Here is a 14353-nt window from a genome sequence, read left to right on the forward strand (position 1 = left end):
TTCTTTGTTTTTCCGAAACCAAATCCGTTTATTGCGGTAAATTATTCCGGCGTGAACTTTATGTCTTTAAGATCGATCTCCGCGTCCGTAACTTTGCGTTCGGACTCTTCCTGGATTTCTTTCGTTGATTTTTCTCCCGGCGCAAACGGAGTGTTGATTGATTTTTGTCCAACCAAATATTGCACCGTCTTATTCCAGAGAGGAAGAAGATTTATCGTTGCAATATTTATCTTGTCAGGGGATCCCGCCAGATAAATGGCGTTAAATGACGCCCATGCCGGAATGATTGAGCCGGATAAATTTCCTTTTTTAGCCATCTCATTATTTAAAGCAACCTGGTTTTTCGTTAAATAATAACAGGCTGTTTTAAGGCTCTTTAATAAGGATGCGGTTTTCGATTTGTTAGTATTATAAAAATTATGGCTTATTAATACAATTGATGTAATACGGCTGTCCGCAATTCGTTTATAGGTATTATATTGGGTGGCTTCTGGGTCGCAGATAACCGCGCCGGTTATTGCTTTACCGGTAAGCTCTGATTTCAGTTCCGTTTCCTTTATGTTTTGAATAAACACGTCTTGTTCTGCAATTATGCGTTCTGCATTTAGCCAGTCTAAAAGGTGCGCATGTGCAGACGTGTTGAAAGGGACCCCTATTTTTAACTTAGAACCTTTTAAATCTTTGAGGTATTGAACAGGTGAATCAGGGGCAATAAGCAGAACCGCCCGGCCGAGGCTCCCGAAAGAGCATAAGATATGTGCGGGAGTCCCGTTTCCTAATGCCATTAATCCCGGAAAATCAACCGTAAACGCCACATCAATTGTTCCTTTGTTTAAATCATTCAATAATTGGGTTTCAGAATCGTATGCTGTAACTTCTCCTTTGAAAGAGTTTTTCTCAAGAATATTTGTATGCTTAAGGGCAATTCCTAAGTGGGCGTTAATAATCATGGTTTTTACATACCCGATTTTTATCGGTATGATTTGGGTGGGTTGTGTTGTTCCTCCGTTTCCGATTCCCCCATTCCCGCCGCCGTTAGTGTCATCCTTTTTGCATGCGCCCGCTAATCCGATTAATAAAACTAAAGCCAGCCCGATAATCGTTTTTTTCATATTAATTTCTCCTCATACATTATATATTACATTTAATATAGATTGTTGCGGCGGTTAAGTCAAGAAGATTTTATTTAAACTGAATCTGTTTTATATCTGAAATTCTTGACAGTTCACGTGATTTATAAGAAAATAACTTTATACTAACGTGGATTGATACTATGAATTCAGACTTAAGCACCATACGTTGGTTCTTCCAAAGAATAACCGGTATACTGTTGACTGCTTTACTCGCTATTCATATCATTACTTTGCACTTTACTGTTTCCGAAGTCATCAGTTTTGATACCGTGGTCACGCGTATTCAAAGCAGTATTTTCTGGCTGTTTTTCTATACTTTATTTTTATTGCTAACTCTCTGGCACGGCTTTAACGGCGTTTACGAAGTGGTCAGTGATTATGCGCCGTCTCCCGGCCTGAAACGGTTTATGATATGGTTCTTCTGGCTGTTCGGATTAATACTTTTTGCCTGGGGAATGAATGTGCTTTTAACATGGAAGGCATGGTAATGAATATTGTAAAAAATATCAATGACCTGAAAATCGATATTCTGCGCAATAAGAATGTAGGAACTTTTTCCTGGTTCCTTCACCGGATTACCGGATTGCTCCTGGTTTTTTATATTTGCCTGCACCTTTGCGTGCTGGGTAGCGATAGCCTTTTTGGCAAGGGTACTTTTGACCTGTTAATGGGCCAATTCAAAATCACGCTTTTTAAACTGATGGAAATCGGCTTAATTGGAACGGTTGCTTTCCATTTGCTTAACGGCTTAAGGGTCATCTTTGCCGATTTTCTGGCTTTAACTAGATCCCAAAAAATATTATTCTGGGCGGTTGCTTTATTGCTTGTTGCGATTATCGCAGTTACTTTTATAGTATATTTCTATGTTTGATGTAATTATTGTCGGTGGAGGTTTGGCCGGTTTAAGAGCGGCGATTGCCGCCAAAGAATCCGGCGCGAGCCCCTTGATTATTTCTAAGATTCATCCTGTTCGTTCCCACTCAGGCGCCGCGCAGGGCGGAATCAACGCGCCTCTGGCAAATCATCCGGACGGCAAAGACGACTCCCCTGCAAAACACGCATTTGATACCATTAAAGGAAGCGATTACCTGGCTGACCAGGATGCCGTGGAATTAATGACCTCAACCGCGCCGTCGGCGATTTATGAATTGGAGCATTGGGGCTGTCCGTTTGACCGCACCACTGATGGCCGCATTGCCCAGCGACCCTTTGGCGGAGCCGGATACCCAAGAACCTGTTTCGGCGCGGACCGGACCGGGCATTATATCCTGCAAACCCTTTATGAACAGGTCGTAAAACAGCAAATACCGGTTTATGAGGAATGGTTTGTGGTTTCGCTTATTGCTAATGAAGGCACCTGCTGTGGAGTGGTGGCCCAGAATTTAAGAACAGGTAAATTAGAAGCAATAGAGGCACACGCCGTTATCTTTGCGACCGGCGGTGCGGGCCGGATTTACGGACGCTCCAGCAACGCACTGACCTCGACCGGATTGGGTATGTCTATTCCTTTCTGGGCAGGGGCACATCTTAAAGATATGGAATTTATCCAGTTCCATCCCACTACGATCATCGGTAAAAATATATTAATGACCGAGGGTTGCCGCGGGGAAGGCGGTTACCTCATCAATAAAGATAATGAACGCTTTATGAAACGTTATGCCGCGGAGAAAATGGAATTGGCCCCGCGCGATATAGTCTCTCGTTCTATCCAGACCGAAATTAACGAAGGACGCGGGTTTTCCATAGACCCGGCTTCCGGCGGTTCGGGCGGAGGATATGTCCACCTTGATATCCGCCATTTGGGCAGGGCGAAAATTATGGAGCGTCTTCCCGGCGTAAGAGATATCTGCCTGGAGTTTTTAGGTATTGACCCCATTGACAGCCCGATTCCCATCCAGCCTGCTCAGCATTATACAATGGGCGGAATTGATACGGATTCTAACGGTAAAACTGCGGTTAAAGGTTTGTATGCAGCCGGTGAATGTGCCTGCGTCAGCGTGCATGGCGCGAACCGCCTGGGCGGTAATTCGCTCCTTGATACCATTGTTTTCGGCAAGTTTTCCGGAATAAAGGCCGCACAGGAATCGCTCGAATCAAAAACGAAGTGCCGGATAGATGCCAATGCGTTGAAAATGACCTTAAAACAGGTGGAAGCCCATTTGCAGCGCATGTGTGACAACCGCGGAAATGAAAATCCCTACCAGATAAAATTAGAACTGGCTAAAGTCATGGATGATAAAGTTGGTATTTTCCGCACCGGCTCTGACATGAAAGAAGCCCTGGATAAAGTCCGTGAGTTGAAGAAAAGATTTAAGCAAATACGTTCGGCTGGCATGATAACGCCGTTTAATTATAATTTATTGTGGCTCCTGGAAATGGAAGGCAATCTTGATGTTGCGGAAGTAATTGCCATGGGCGCGTTGGCCCGGCAGGAAAGCCGCGGCTCCCATTCGCGCCGTGATTTCACCAAGCGCGATGACCAGAACTGGTTGAAGCATACCCTGGCTTCTTATACCAAGGACGGGCCGGTTTTATCTTATAAGCCGGTAACCATAACCAAGCATCAACCCCAGGAAAGGAAGTATTAATCAATGACTACTTTTAAGGTTCTTAGGTTTGACCCGGCAAAGGATAAAGCGCCGCGGGTTGATACCTTTGAAGTCCCTGCAGAAAAAGGCTTGACCGTTCTGGAAAGCCTTTACTATATAATGGAAAACCATGACGGGTCGCTGGCTTTCCGTTCTTCCTGCCGTGCCGCCGTATGCGGTTCATGCGCCATGCATATAAACGGGAAATACCGCCTGGCTTGCAATACCCAGGTGGAAACCCTTAAAAGCGATATCATCACGGTTCAGCCGCTGGCTCATTTGCCTATTCTTAAAGATTTGGTTGTTGATTTGACTAATTTCTTCAAACATTATGATGAAATCAAGCCATATATAATTCCCGACAGCAAACTGCCGGAAAAGGAATTCGTGCAATCACCTAAAGAGCGCAGGAAAATAGACGGTATGGTTGATTGCATCCTCTGCGCTGCTTGTTACGGCTCATGCCCGGTGGCGGCCGGCGAACCGGGATACTTAGGTCCGCACGCGCTTCTTAAAACCGCCCGCTTTGTATATGACTCGCGCGATAAATCCACCAAGGAACGCCTGCAACTGGTTGCTCATAACAAAGGACTGTTCCGTTGCCACACGATATTTAACTGCCAGATTGCCTGCCCGAAAAACCTTGACCCGTCCGGCGCAATCGCCAAGCTGAAGATGAAATCAGTCTGGTCTTCTTTAAAGGAAATATTGCCCTTCTGATAATGAAAAGATTTTCCTTCATCCAGGGATTTTTCATACTGGTAACAACCATCGGATGCCTTTATTTCATTTATGATAATATCATCTTTCTGGCCAACTTTAATTCCTGGGTGCCTGACCGCGAAATTAACTTTACCGCGTCAATCGGGATGCTGGTTTCATCAATCATTACTTTTTTCAATATGATATGGCTTGCCATGATATTATACACAAAACGTTCTCCATTGAAGATAATGAAACCGGTTCTGGCGGTGAGCGGTGCTTTAAGCCTTATGTTTTCCCTGTCTCTGGCTGGTTTGATTTTTAATTATATGGCGTCGGAAAAAGCTGAATTTTCAACCGTTTTGATTTCTCTTTTTACTGTCAGCGTTATCGGAGGCGTTATAATATTATGGAAATACACCTTCTCCTCCAAACCGTTTAATAATTAAAATAGTTATTAATAGTTGCAAAATAATTCACTGTCGATATAATAAAGATAAGGCGTACCCCGTAAGAAGTGCGCTTAAGCACACTTCTTACGGGGCGGGCGTAGTTCAGTGGTAGAACACCAGCTTCCCAAGCTGGATGTCGCCGGTTCGAGCCCGGTCGCCCGCTCTCCGACATAACGTCGGGGAGCGAGGATGCCGTCCTGACGTGACGTAGGGGTCGCCCGCTCTTAGGAGATAAAGATGAGAATTATTATCGCGTTGACAGCGTTCCTTTTCCTTTCGCTCAATGGCTGCGTTACTATCGCTTCCCTGCCGGAAGATGACGCCGCAAAGCTTAACGAGGATTTAAGTTTTCTCTCATCTGAAAAAACCGTTATTAAGCCGACTCCCAATGATTATCCGCCGGAGCACGAAAACACTTTTATCTGGCCCGTCCAGGGCAGGCTTTTGGGAACCGCTTCCAAGGAAGGAATCAAGATTAAGGCCTCCTCCGGCACACCGGTCCTTGCCGTGAAAAGCGGCGTCGTCACCTACGTGGATGAGCAAATGCGCGGATTCGGCAAGGTAGTCGTCGTCAAGCACGCGGATGGATTCACCTCCTTCTACGGCTATAACTCGGAGATTTCCGTAAAAGCCGGCGATAAAGTCAGGCAAGGGCAAACCATCGCCCGCGTCGGCCAGACCGGCAGGGCCGAAGAGCCACAGCTTTATTTCAAGCTCTTGAAAGGCGAGGAACTCGTTAATCCTGTCTACTACTTAAAATAATTTAGTTGTTAGATATTAGTGTTTAATGGATTATGCCCTTATACGAATACACCTGCTGTAAATGCAAGAACCTCTTTGAAGCCCTGATACGCAAAAAGGAGGATGAAGCGGATTTATCCTGCCCCAAATGCGGGGCGAAAAAAGTGGCCAAAGAGTTCTCCGCTCCGGCAATCAAGGGCGGCGGCTCCTCCGGCTCTTCCGGCGGCCATTCTTCTTCGTCTTGCGGTTCCTGTTCCAGCGGAAGCTGTTCTACGTGCCATTAGCCACAGAAAAACACGGAAGCACACAGAAAAATGACAGAGTTTTTATATAAGGAAATTACAGAAGAAATAATCGGCTCGGCTTTCGAAGTGTATAAAACTCTCGGTTATGGTTTTCTTGAAAAGGTGTACGAGAATGCCTTGTTGCAGGAACTGAAGGTAAGGAAGATAAAAACCAATCAACAGTACCCTATTAAAATCCGTTATAAAGGAAGCTTGGTTGGTGAGTATATAGCTGATATCATAGTTGAAGATAAGATAATTGTGGAACTGAAAGCAGAGAAAGAATATAATGCGGTTCACGAAGCGCAATTATTAAACTATCTGAAAGCGACAGGAATAAAAGTAGGGTTACTCTTAAACTTTGGTAGGCAAAAATGCGAACATAAAAGGCTTGTATTTTAGTTCCGTGAAATTCTGTGTGATTCTGTGGCTAATTAAGGAGAATATATGAAGCAAATCTGGGCGCCGTGGCGGATGGAATATGTCAAGAACGCTAATGCCAAGGGCTGTTTCCTCTGCGCCGCGTTAAAAGAGAAAAAGGACGGCAAAAACTTCATCATCACACGGGGAAAGCACGCCTTTGTCATCATGAACCGCTATCCCTATAATACCGGCCACTTATTGATTGCCCCGAACAAGCACAAGGCGAATCTGGAGGATTTAACCCGCGAGGAAGTCCTTGAGATATTCGAACTCCTTAAAAAGATGAAGCATCAAATCAGCAAATGCCTAAAGCCGGAAGGTTTTAATGTCGGGATAAACATCGGCAGGATTGCCGGAGCCGGATTAAGAACGCATATTCACGTTCACATAGTTCCCCGCTGGGCAGGGGATACCAATTTCATGCCGATTCTCGGCAAAACCAAGGTGATTTCCGAATGCCTGCATAAACTCCATAAGCAGTTGACGAAACCATAGAAATTACATGAGAATTATTAGAATCTCAGTCCTACTTATTTTAACAATTGCCGCGGCAGTCTTAATAATACAAAATATTTTACTGCTTACTCTTTCTGATGATGATTATATTTCTTTTTCAAACGCTAGCTTGAGAACAGATATGAAGATCAAGAATTCCTCGCCAGAATTTATAAAAAGGACTATTGACGAAATGAATTCCGACCGTGAAAGGTTTTTGCAATCCGGAAGTTCCTTTGTCTTAAGGAAAAGCATTATAGCAACTATAATTGCTTTTTTATTTCTTATTCTTACTTGGGGAGTTTTTACTAACCGGAAAACCCTTACTAGAATTGCAGCCCTGATCTGTTCGGTTGTCTCGATTGTGGGGATAATCTACGGATACGAAAGCTCGCGTATTCATTTTAAAATCTATGAGGAAATTATTCATTTAAGTTTTTCAGTTAAATTACTATTTTTTGCCACGACCCTAACAACAATTATGATTCCTTTTGTCTTAGTTTTTAGTGTTATTTCTATATTTAAGCCGCCAGTTGAATCTGGACTCAAGATAGTAATTTCCGAAAAGGCAGAAACCAAATAATCTTTCCTGTATTCTTCGTGACTTTGTGCCTTAGTGGCAAAATAAAAGCGGAGCAGCAGCGACGTCCCCGTAATGAAATGAAGGGGGAGGCGTCCCGAAATAAATCAGAACGCCCCCCACCATGTCTTAAACCAATTCCTGTATCGAGGCAGTCCGTCTGAAAATTGGGCCTCATGCTTAAATTCTAAACAACCATCTTGGCGTCCTTTGCGGTGAAATTACTGATCACCTTACTTCCAAATCCTCATCTGGTAGATATCATTCACCCGCACTCGGCAGTTGTGCCATTGCTTGCAGTTTTCAGGTTTACACCATTTTTCCCGTTGTTCCTGAGTCAATAAACACGCCTCCCGCGCGCTTCGTCCGTATCCGAAGTCCGCAGGTAATTTTCCCATTGCTTTTCCAATGGCTAAATTGTAATCTCTTACCCAACGTCGGATAGTATTCCGGTCTAAACCGAAAATCCGGCTGGCAGACCTTATTCCATATCGTGAAGCATAATTAATAATATTCATCTTAAAATTCGTCCCATATTTTATATACATATTCCAAATCTCCTTTTAATTGCGTTTCAATTGGGGGGAGGGTGCAAGGTTCCGCTTTGGGAAACACCCCCTACCGTATGCCCCACCCCCATTAGCCTTGAAGGGTCTTGCCATAAATCCGATACCTCTTTTCTCTTTTAGGAAGGATGAGCCGGGGCCAGCCCGGGCTGACCCCGGTATTCCACCCTTTGCCTTTACCAGCCGTCCTATACCTGGTCTACCTGTATCTCCAGGGTTAGCCTTTCATTGATTAGCCTGAAATCAATGTGGCTTAAACCGCCCGTGGTGAATGAGGATATTCCAAGTGACGGGTCAATAAACGACTGTGCCAGCATATTCAACCGGTCATTCTGGGTTGAGAATACAGAGGAACTGTATTTACCCAAATAAATGAGCAATCCGGCTTGAATAACCATCTGCTGGAGCGCGGCTTTGAAGGCAGTGCGTTGTCCGGCACGGACAATGTTGAAGGGTCCTCCTTCTGCCTCGTCGCCTGCTCTGAGCATGCCAGCCGCCCGTTTGTACCCGACCAGCCAGTAAGCGGAAATCGGCGCCAGCCCGATTTTGCGCGCCCGGTCACCCGTGAAACGCAATGCCCGACGGCCCAACTCTTCCGCAATATTAGCTTTCTTCTGGCTGACCGCATCACGAAACCGCTTGGCGTCCTCGCCATTCACCGTGGCAAAAATGTAATCCAGCGCCTTTTGCCATTTCTTGTATCCTTCAGCGGTATTCATTTCATGCGCATTCAGAATATCAGCCGCACTGCGGTCAGAATCGGAAACAAATGACGGGTTAATGAACTCCGCCATTCTTTCCGTGGAAGGCATGGCTATTTCCTGTTCGTAATCATGGCGATTACGAATCTTACCGTCCAAACGTGCTTTAATGCGCAGGGCATTAACCATCAGGACGTCTGCCCATTTCTCGGACATATCCAGGGCCGCTTCCGCCTCTTCCGGGACGACTAATCTTACTTTAGTTCTTATCATGTTATTCACCTCCTTTATATATGTTACGCCAGCTAACCGGCAAAACGTCCCGCTTCGGCGTACGCCCGGAGTGGACACCTCCATCTTGCTGATTCGGCCGCCTGGCTAATTCTTTATTTAATTCGTTTTTCATATCTTTTCTCTTCTTCCCTCCCTCCATAAGTACATGCAGGAGTCTGCCCGATGTCACAGAAAATCTTGGAATTATACGAAGATTTATCATTATTTATCCCCTCCTTTCCCCTCTATAAGGGGGTCATCATTACAGGCATTCTTGAAAAATAAGCGCATTATTTTTCGGCTGATTTGCTGTAACCAGTTGGTGGATAAGGAGATAAAATTTTACGGATTTTTTAGGGTTGTACAAGCAAAATTGAAAATAGCCCTTTTACGACCCTATTAGCTGGTAAACAGGTGCAAGGAAGGAATTATATGAAAATTTATTGAAAAGACTGATGGTTATGGTGTATATTATAAAATATTCTTTGCGACTTTTCGGTGAGAATAAATATATGAACCTGCACGAATATCAGGCTAAGACTTTACTCGCCAAATACGGGATAAAGACACCGCGTGGCGAGTTTACGGATAGCCCGGCAAAGGCGGCTGAGATATTTAAACGTCTTAATGTCGAAAAGGGCGCGGTCAAGTCACAGATTCTACATATGATAAGGAACTGTATCTCGGGATGGTCATAGACCGTAAAGAGGCCTGTCCGGTAATCATGGTTTCCGCAGAAGGCGGGATGGAAATAGAAGAGCTTGCCCGTAAATCACCGGAGAAGATTCTTAAATACCGGATTCATCCGCACCTCGGATTACAGCCCTATCAGGCAAATGAAATAGTCTTTGCTTTAGCAAGCAGCTTAGAGCAAGGAGCAAAGAGCGAAACTATACGCTCTAAGCTCTACGCTACGGGCGTCAGCACGTTCCTGGCTTTCTCCAAGCTCTTTATAGAAAACGATTGCAGTCTGGCGGAAATAAATCCGCTCGTGATAAGCCCGGAGCACGGATTGGTCGCGCTCGACGGCAAGATAAACCTGGATGACCGCGGTCTTTTCCGCCATAAGAACCTTTTGGAATGGCGCGATATCAACGAGGAAGACCCGCTGGAATACGAGGCATCCAAATACGACTTGAGCTATATTGGCCTCGACGGGAATATCGGCTGTATGGTAAACGGGGCGGGACTGGCCATGGCGACGATGGATTTAATCAAGCTTCACGGCGGGAATCCGGCGAACTTCCTTGATGTCGGCGGCGGCGCCTCGACCGAGCAGGTGACCAATGCCTTTAAGCTATTGCTGGCCAATAAGAATGTCAAAGGGATTCTGGTCAATATCTTCGGCGGGATTATGAAGTGCGATGTCATTGCGGAAGGCATAACCATCGCGGCGAAAGAAGTCGGGCTGAAACTGCCTTTGGTAGTGAGACTCGAAGGGACGAATGTAGATATCGGCAAGAAGATACTGAAGGAGTCAAAGTTAAATATAATTTCCGCTGACACTATGGATGATGCGGCGGCTAAGATCGTCCGATTAGCGAAAGGAGGTTGATAAGAAAATAAGTTAATAAGATGATAAGTAAAAATAACCCTATCAACTTATAAGCTTATCAACTATTTTATGAGCATATTGGTTAACAAAAATACGAAGGTGGTTGTCCAGGGAATAACCGGCGGCGCGGGAAGTTTCCATACGCACCACATGATGGAATACGGGACGCAAATCGTCGCCGGAGTCACGCCCAAAAAAGGCGGGACTAAGTTTTCCGCCAAAGGCGGACCCCGACAACCGTCGGGGGAGATTCAAATACCCGTTTTTGATACCGTCAAGCAGGCGGTGGATGCTACCGGAGCGGATACAAGCATCATCTTTGTGCCGGCGGCATTCTGCGCGGATGCTTTATACGAAGCAGCGGATAGTGGGGTTAAACTGGTCGTTTGCATTACCGAAGGGATTCCGACGCTTGACATGGTCAAGGTCTTTAAGTTTTATAAAGATAAAGGCATCCGCTTAATCGGGCCGAACTGTCCCGGCGTGATTACTCCGGGCGAGTGTAAACTGGGAATTATGCCCGGCTATATACATAAGAAAGGCTCGGTTGGCATCGTTTCCCGTAGCGGAACGCTGACATACGAAGCGGTCTGGCAGGTGACACAGCTCGGGATGGGGCAATCCACCTGTCTGGGTATCGGCGGTGACCCGATTATCGGGACGAATTTCATCGATGCGCTGGAGCTCTTCCAGAAGGATAGCGAAACCAAGTCGATTATCATGATTGGCGAAATCGGTGGGACAATGGAAGAAGAGGCCGCGGATTATATCAAAAAGAGTGTCACCAAGCCCGTCGTGGCGTTTATCGCCGGGAAAACCGCTCCCAAGGGGAAACGGATGGGACACGCCGGCGCGATTATCTCCGGCGGCAAAGGGACCGCCCAGGAAAAGGTGGAAAAGCTCATCAGTTGCGGAATCGCCGTGGTCCCCAACCCGGCGGAAATAGGAAAAACACTCGCTCAAGTCTTAAAAGTCTAAGCAGTTCATAGAGTTTTTGGGGTTTGGAGAGTTTTTAGAGTCAATATGGGATCAATTCAACGGTTTGAAGATATTAAAGCATGGCAAAAAGCGCGTGAATTAGTCAACGAGATTTATAAAAGCACATCAACAGGATTGTTCGCCAAAGATTTTGGGTTAAGAGATCAGATACGCAGGGCATCCGTTTCCGTAATGCTTAATATTGCCGAAGGATTTGCCCGCAAGACCAATAAAGAATTTGCCCGGTTTCTTGTCCAGGCGCACGGCTCATGCGCGGAGGTCCAATCCGCTTTGTACATTGCTTTAGATCAGGGGTATATTACAAAAGATAAATTTTCCGGATTATATGATAGGGCGGATGAAATATCTAAGATGCTTACATCCTTTGGACGGTATCTTATAAAGACCCAATAACTCTATGAACTCTAAAAACACTATAAACTTAATCAAACTTGCTCTCAACGAAGATATCGGCAAGGGGGATATTACAAGCAAATCTGTCATCCCAGCTGGCAAGAAAGTAAAAGCGTTTATCATCGCCAGGGAAGATTGTATCATATGCGGACTGCCTTTGATTAATAAGATATATAAAAAGATATCCGGTAATATAAAGATTTCCCTGAAAACACAGGATGGAAAACTGGCAAAAAAGGGGAAAGTCTTAGCAGCGCTAAAAGGACCTGCCCGGCCAATTCTGACCGGTGAACGCACGGTTCTTAATTTCCTCCAGCGGCTTTCCGGTATTGCCACGCTGACCGATAAATTTGTTAATAAGGCTAATAAATATAAGGTGAAAATACTGGATACCAGGAAAACCGTTCCGGGCTGGCGCATGCTGGATAAATATGCGGTGAAAACAGGCGGTGGAATCAACCACCGCAAGGGATTATATGATGCCATATTGATAAAGAATAACCATATTGATATCGCGGGCGGGATAAATAAGATTAGGCTGCCGAAAATGAAATCAGTTCCGGTCGAGATAGAAGCGAGGAACCTGGGAGAATTCAGTTTGGCGATTAAATTAAAGCCTGATATTATTATGCTCGATAATATGAAAACGGGTAATATAAAGCAGGCGGTGAAGTTACGGAATAAGTTTAATCGTAACGTCAAATTGGAAATTTCCGGCGGAGTCAACTTGGATAATGTGGAAAGCTTTGCCCGGACAGGTGTTGATTTTATTTCAGTGGGCGCCTTGACGCATTCCGCGCCGGCCGTGGATATATCGATGAAGATTTTAGCTGATTAAATATTAGCCACAAAGGCACTAAGGCACAAATGAATTTTAAGTCATTATCTGATAAAGAAGAGGAAATCGGAAAGAAAATTGTCGATGCCGCTTATGTGCTGCATAAAAATCTTGGGCCTGGATTGTTAGAAAAGGTTTATGAAACCTGTTTCTGTTGTGAACTCTCAAAAGAGGACTTTCATATAAAAGACAGGTGGATTTGCCCATTGTTTATGATGGAGTGACTTTTGATGAAGGATTGCGGTTAGATGTTTTGTTGAAGATTCAGTGATTTGTGAGCTTAAAGCGGTGGACATTGTGAATCCGGTTTGGGAAGCGCAATTATTAAGTTACTTAAAACTTACAGGTAAAAGGCTGGAATTTATTATTAATTTTAATGTGCCTGTTATTAAAGACGGAATTAATCGGATTATTCTATAAAAGGTTTTCTTGGTGTCTTTGTGTCTTAGTGGCGTAAAAGGAGAATTATATTATGAAAATGGCGGTTATCGGTGCCGGGCCAATCGGTTCGATTCTGGGCGGGTATCTGGCAAAGGGCGGACACGAAATCGCCTTTGTCGATATTCTTAAGGATCACCTTGATGCCGTTAAAGCAAAAGGACTTGTTATTTCCGGCGTGACGGAAATTAAAGCCAAAATAGCCGGGACTTACCTCAAAGCAGGCGAGCTGAAATCATTCAAACCGGAAATTATATTTATCTGCCTGAAAGCGCCGGTCGTGAAAATCATTGCTTCGGAACTACGAACTCTTAATTCAGAACTCCAAACTATTACCTGGGTAAGCTTCCAGAACGGGCTTGAAGTGGAAAAAGACCTGGCTGATATCGCCGGAGGAGATAAAGTAATACGCGTGGTGATTAACTATGCGGGGAATCTCATCGCGCCGGGCGAGGTCAAGATGTCTTTCTTTAATAAGCCCAATTATATCGGTTCATTTAATTCTAGGGGTGAGGGCAAGGCAAAGGAAATTGCCGGTCTTATGACAAAGGCGAATTTGGATACGGAATTTGTCAGCGATATAAAGAAATACGAATGGGAAAAGGTGATTTTGAACGCCGCGTTAAGTCCGCTTTGCGCGATTACCGGAATGACCATGAAGCAGGCGATGGATTTCCCGGGAACCTACCGCCTGGTCGAAGAGGTTCTGAAGGAAGGGATTGTTGTCGCCAAAGCATTGAGCTATGATTACGGGGAGAAGTTCTTTGAGCATTGCATCGGATATCTAAAAAACGCCGGGCATCACAAGACCTCGATGCATATCGATATAGAGGCCAAGCGCGCGACGGAGATAGATTTTATCAATAAGAAAATCGTGGATTACGGGCAGGTTAAAGGCATTAAAACGCCCTATAACGAAACGATTACGAATATCATCAAAGGAATGGAAGTCAGAAACCTCGGCAAGTAATCCGCTTAGGCCTTTTCCGCTTTTCCGTTCTTGATAATCAATCCGTTCTCGCCGATATCGTTATTTTCTTCCGCGGGGTCTTCCTTTGAACCGGCGCTTTTGCCGCAGGAAGGACAGGTGTAATGTTTGCTCGGTAATTCTTTGCCATCTTTAATAACCGTAATGGCAAAAGGCGGCAGGCTTACTCCGCAACGCATACAGAAAGTGACCATATTTTTTTCT

Annotated in this window: 18 protein-coding genes, 1 tRNA gene and 2 pseudogenes; 17 read left to right on the forward strand and 4 right to left on the reverse strand. The window is 44.9% G+C overall.

The annotated features are described in order from the left end of the window. Positions 1–41: 41 nt before the first annotated feature. The gene (locus tag HY811_09925; GenBank protein MBI4835120.1) at positions 42–1112 is read right to left on the reverse strand and encodes an ABC transporter substrate-binding protein; all 1071 of its coding nucleotides are present in this window, start codon (positions 1110–1112) and stop codon (positions 42–44) included. A 161-nt stretch (positions 1113–1273) separates the two neighbouring features. Between HY811_09925 and HY811_09930 the strand changes: the two genes are divergently transcribed. The 11 genes from HY811_09930 (at position 1274) to HY811_09980 (ending at position 7401) form a co-directional block, all read left to right on the forward strand. Continuing rightward, positions 1274–1621, forward strand: a complete 348-nt coding sequence (locus tag HY811_09930; protein ID MBI4835121.1) for a hypothetical protein — start codon at positions 1274–1276, stop codon at positions 1619–1621. Then, positions 1621–2004, forward strand: coding sequence for a succinate dehydrogenase, cytochrome b556 subunit (gene sdhC / locus HY811_09935; protein ID MBI4835122.1), 384 nt, complete (start codon positions 1621–1623; stop codon positions 2002–2004). Before HY811_09930 ends, sdhC begins: the two co-directional genes overlap by 1 nt. Next, on the forward strand, positions 1991–3721 hold the full coding sequence (locus HY811_09940; GenBank protein MBI4835123.1) for an FAD-binding protein: 1731 nt from the start codon (positions 1991–1993) through the stop codon (positions 3719–3721). The genes sdhC and HY811_09940 overlap by 14 nt, the downstream gene beginning before the upstream one ends. A 3-nt stretch (positions 3722–3724) precedes the next feature. Continuing rightward, positions 3725–4441 carry a succinate dehydrogenase iron-sulfur subunit gene (locus tag HY811_09945; protein ID MBI4835124.1) on the forward strand — a complete coding sequence of 239 codons (717 nt, stop codon included), beginning with the start codon at positions 3725–3727 and terminating at the stop codon, positions 4439–4441. A 2-nt stretch (positions 4442–4443) separates the two neighbouring features. Further along, positions 4444–4872, forward strand: coding sequence for a hypothetical protein (locus HY811_09950; protein MBI4835125.1), 429 nt, complete (start codon positions 4444–4446; stop codon positions 4870–4872). Between the two features lie 94 nt (positions 4873–4966). Next, positions 4967–5038 (forward strand) — tRNA-Gly (locus HY811_09955). 74 nt (positions 5039–5112) lie between these two features. Next, positions 5113–5637 carry a M23 family metallopeptidase gene (locus HY811_09960; protein MBI4835126.1) on the forward strand — a complete coding sequence of 175 codons (525 nt, stop codon included), beginning with the start codon at positions 5113–5115 and terminating at the stop codon, positions 5635–5637. 32 nt (positions 5638–5669) lie between these two features. Further along, a complete protein-coding gene (locus HY811_09965; protein ID MBI4835127.1) occupies positions 5670–5900 on the forward strand; it encodes a zinc ribbon domain-containing protein in 231 nt (76 codons plus the stop codon). Between the two features lie 30 nt (positions 5901–5930). Continuing rightward, on the forward strand, positions 5931–6302 hold the full coding sequence (locus HY811_09970; GenBank protein ID MBI4835128.1) for a GxxExxY protein: 372 nt from the start codon (positions 5931–5933) through the stop codon (positions 6300–6302). A gap of 45 nt (positions 6303–6347) precedes the next feature. Continuing rightward, on the forward strand, positions 6348–6818 hold the full coding sequence (locus HY811_09975) for an HIT domain-containing protein (GenBank protein ID MBI4835129.1): 471 nt from the start codon (positions 6348–6350) through the stop codon (positions 6816–6818). A gap of 7 nt (positions 6819–6825) precedes the next feature. Continuing rightward, a complete protein-coding gene (locus HY811_09980; protein MBI4835130.1) occupies positions 6826–7401 on the forward strand; it encodes a hypothetical protein in 576 nt (191 codons plus the stop codon). A 230-nt stretch (positions 7402–7631) separates the two neighbouring features. On the opposite strand, the gene HY811_09985 is transcribed toward HY811_09980, so the two are convergent. Next, positions 7632–7946 carry a helix-turn-helix domain-containing protein gene (locus HY811_09985; protein ID MBI4835131.1) on the reverse strand — a complete coding sequence of 105 codons (315 nt, stop codon included), beginning with the start codon at positions 7944–7946 and terminating at the stop codon, positions 7632–7634. 206 nt (positions 7947–8152) lie between these two features. Beyond that, on the reverse strand, positions 8153–8938 hold the full coding sequence (locus HY811_09990) for a hypothetical protein (protein ID MBI4835132.1): 786 nt from the start codon (positions 8936–8938) through the stop codon (positions 8153–8155). Between the two features lie 512 nt (positions 8939–9450). Between HY811_09990 and sucC the strand changes: the two are divergent. The 6 genes and pseudogenes from sucC to HY811_10020 all read left to right on the forward strand — a co-directional run bounded on the left by sucC (position 9451) and on the right by HY811_10020 (position 14131). Continuing rightward, a pseudogene (gene sucC / locus HY811_09995) lies at positions 9451–10493 on the forward strand (ADP-forming succinate--CoA ligase subunit beta). A gap of 69 nt (positions 10494–10562) precedes the next feature. Continuing rightward, entirely contained in the window at positions 10563–11471 is a 909-nt protein-coding gene (gene sucD / locus HY811_10000; GenBank protein ID MBI4835133.1) for a succinate--CoA ligase subunit alpha, read from the forward strand. Positions 11472–11516: 45 nt separating this feature from the next. Then, complete coding sequence (locus tag HY811_10005; protein MBI4835134.1) at positions 11517–11885, forward strand: four helix bundle protein; 369 nt, start codon at positions 11517–11519, stop codon at positions 11883–11885. A 4-nt stretch (positions 11886–11889) separates the two neighbouring features. Then, positions 11890–12723, forward strand: a complete 834-nt coding sequence (gene nadC, locus HY811_10010; GenBank protein ID MBI4835135.1) for a carboxylating nicotinate-nucleotide diphosphorylase — start codon at positions 11890–11892, stop codon at positions 12721–12723. A 29-nt stretch (positions 12724–12752) separates the two neighbouring features. Beyond that, positions 12753–13143: pseudogene (locus HY811_10015) on the forward strand (GxxExxY protein). 52 nt (positions 13144–13195) lie between these two features. Continuing rightward, positions 13196–14131, forward strand: coding sequence for a 2-dehydropantoate 2-reductase (locus tag HY811_10020; protein ID MBI4835136.1), 936 nt, complete (start codon positions 13196–13198; stop codon positions 14129–14131). A gap of 5 nt (positions 14132–14136) precedes the next feature. On the opposite strand, the gene HY811_10025 is transcribed toward HY811_10020, so the two are convergent. Further along, a complete protein-coding gene (locus HY811_10025) occupies positions 14137–14343 on the reverse strand; it encodes a hypothetical protein (protein MBI4835137.1) in 207 nt (68 codons plus the stop codon). Between the last annotated feature and the right edge of the window lie 10 nt (positions 14344–14353).

The organism is Planctomycetota bacterium (assembly GCA_016207825.1).
Lineage (GTDB): Bacteria > Planctomycetota > MHYJ01 > JACQXL01 > JACQZI01 > JACQZI01.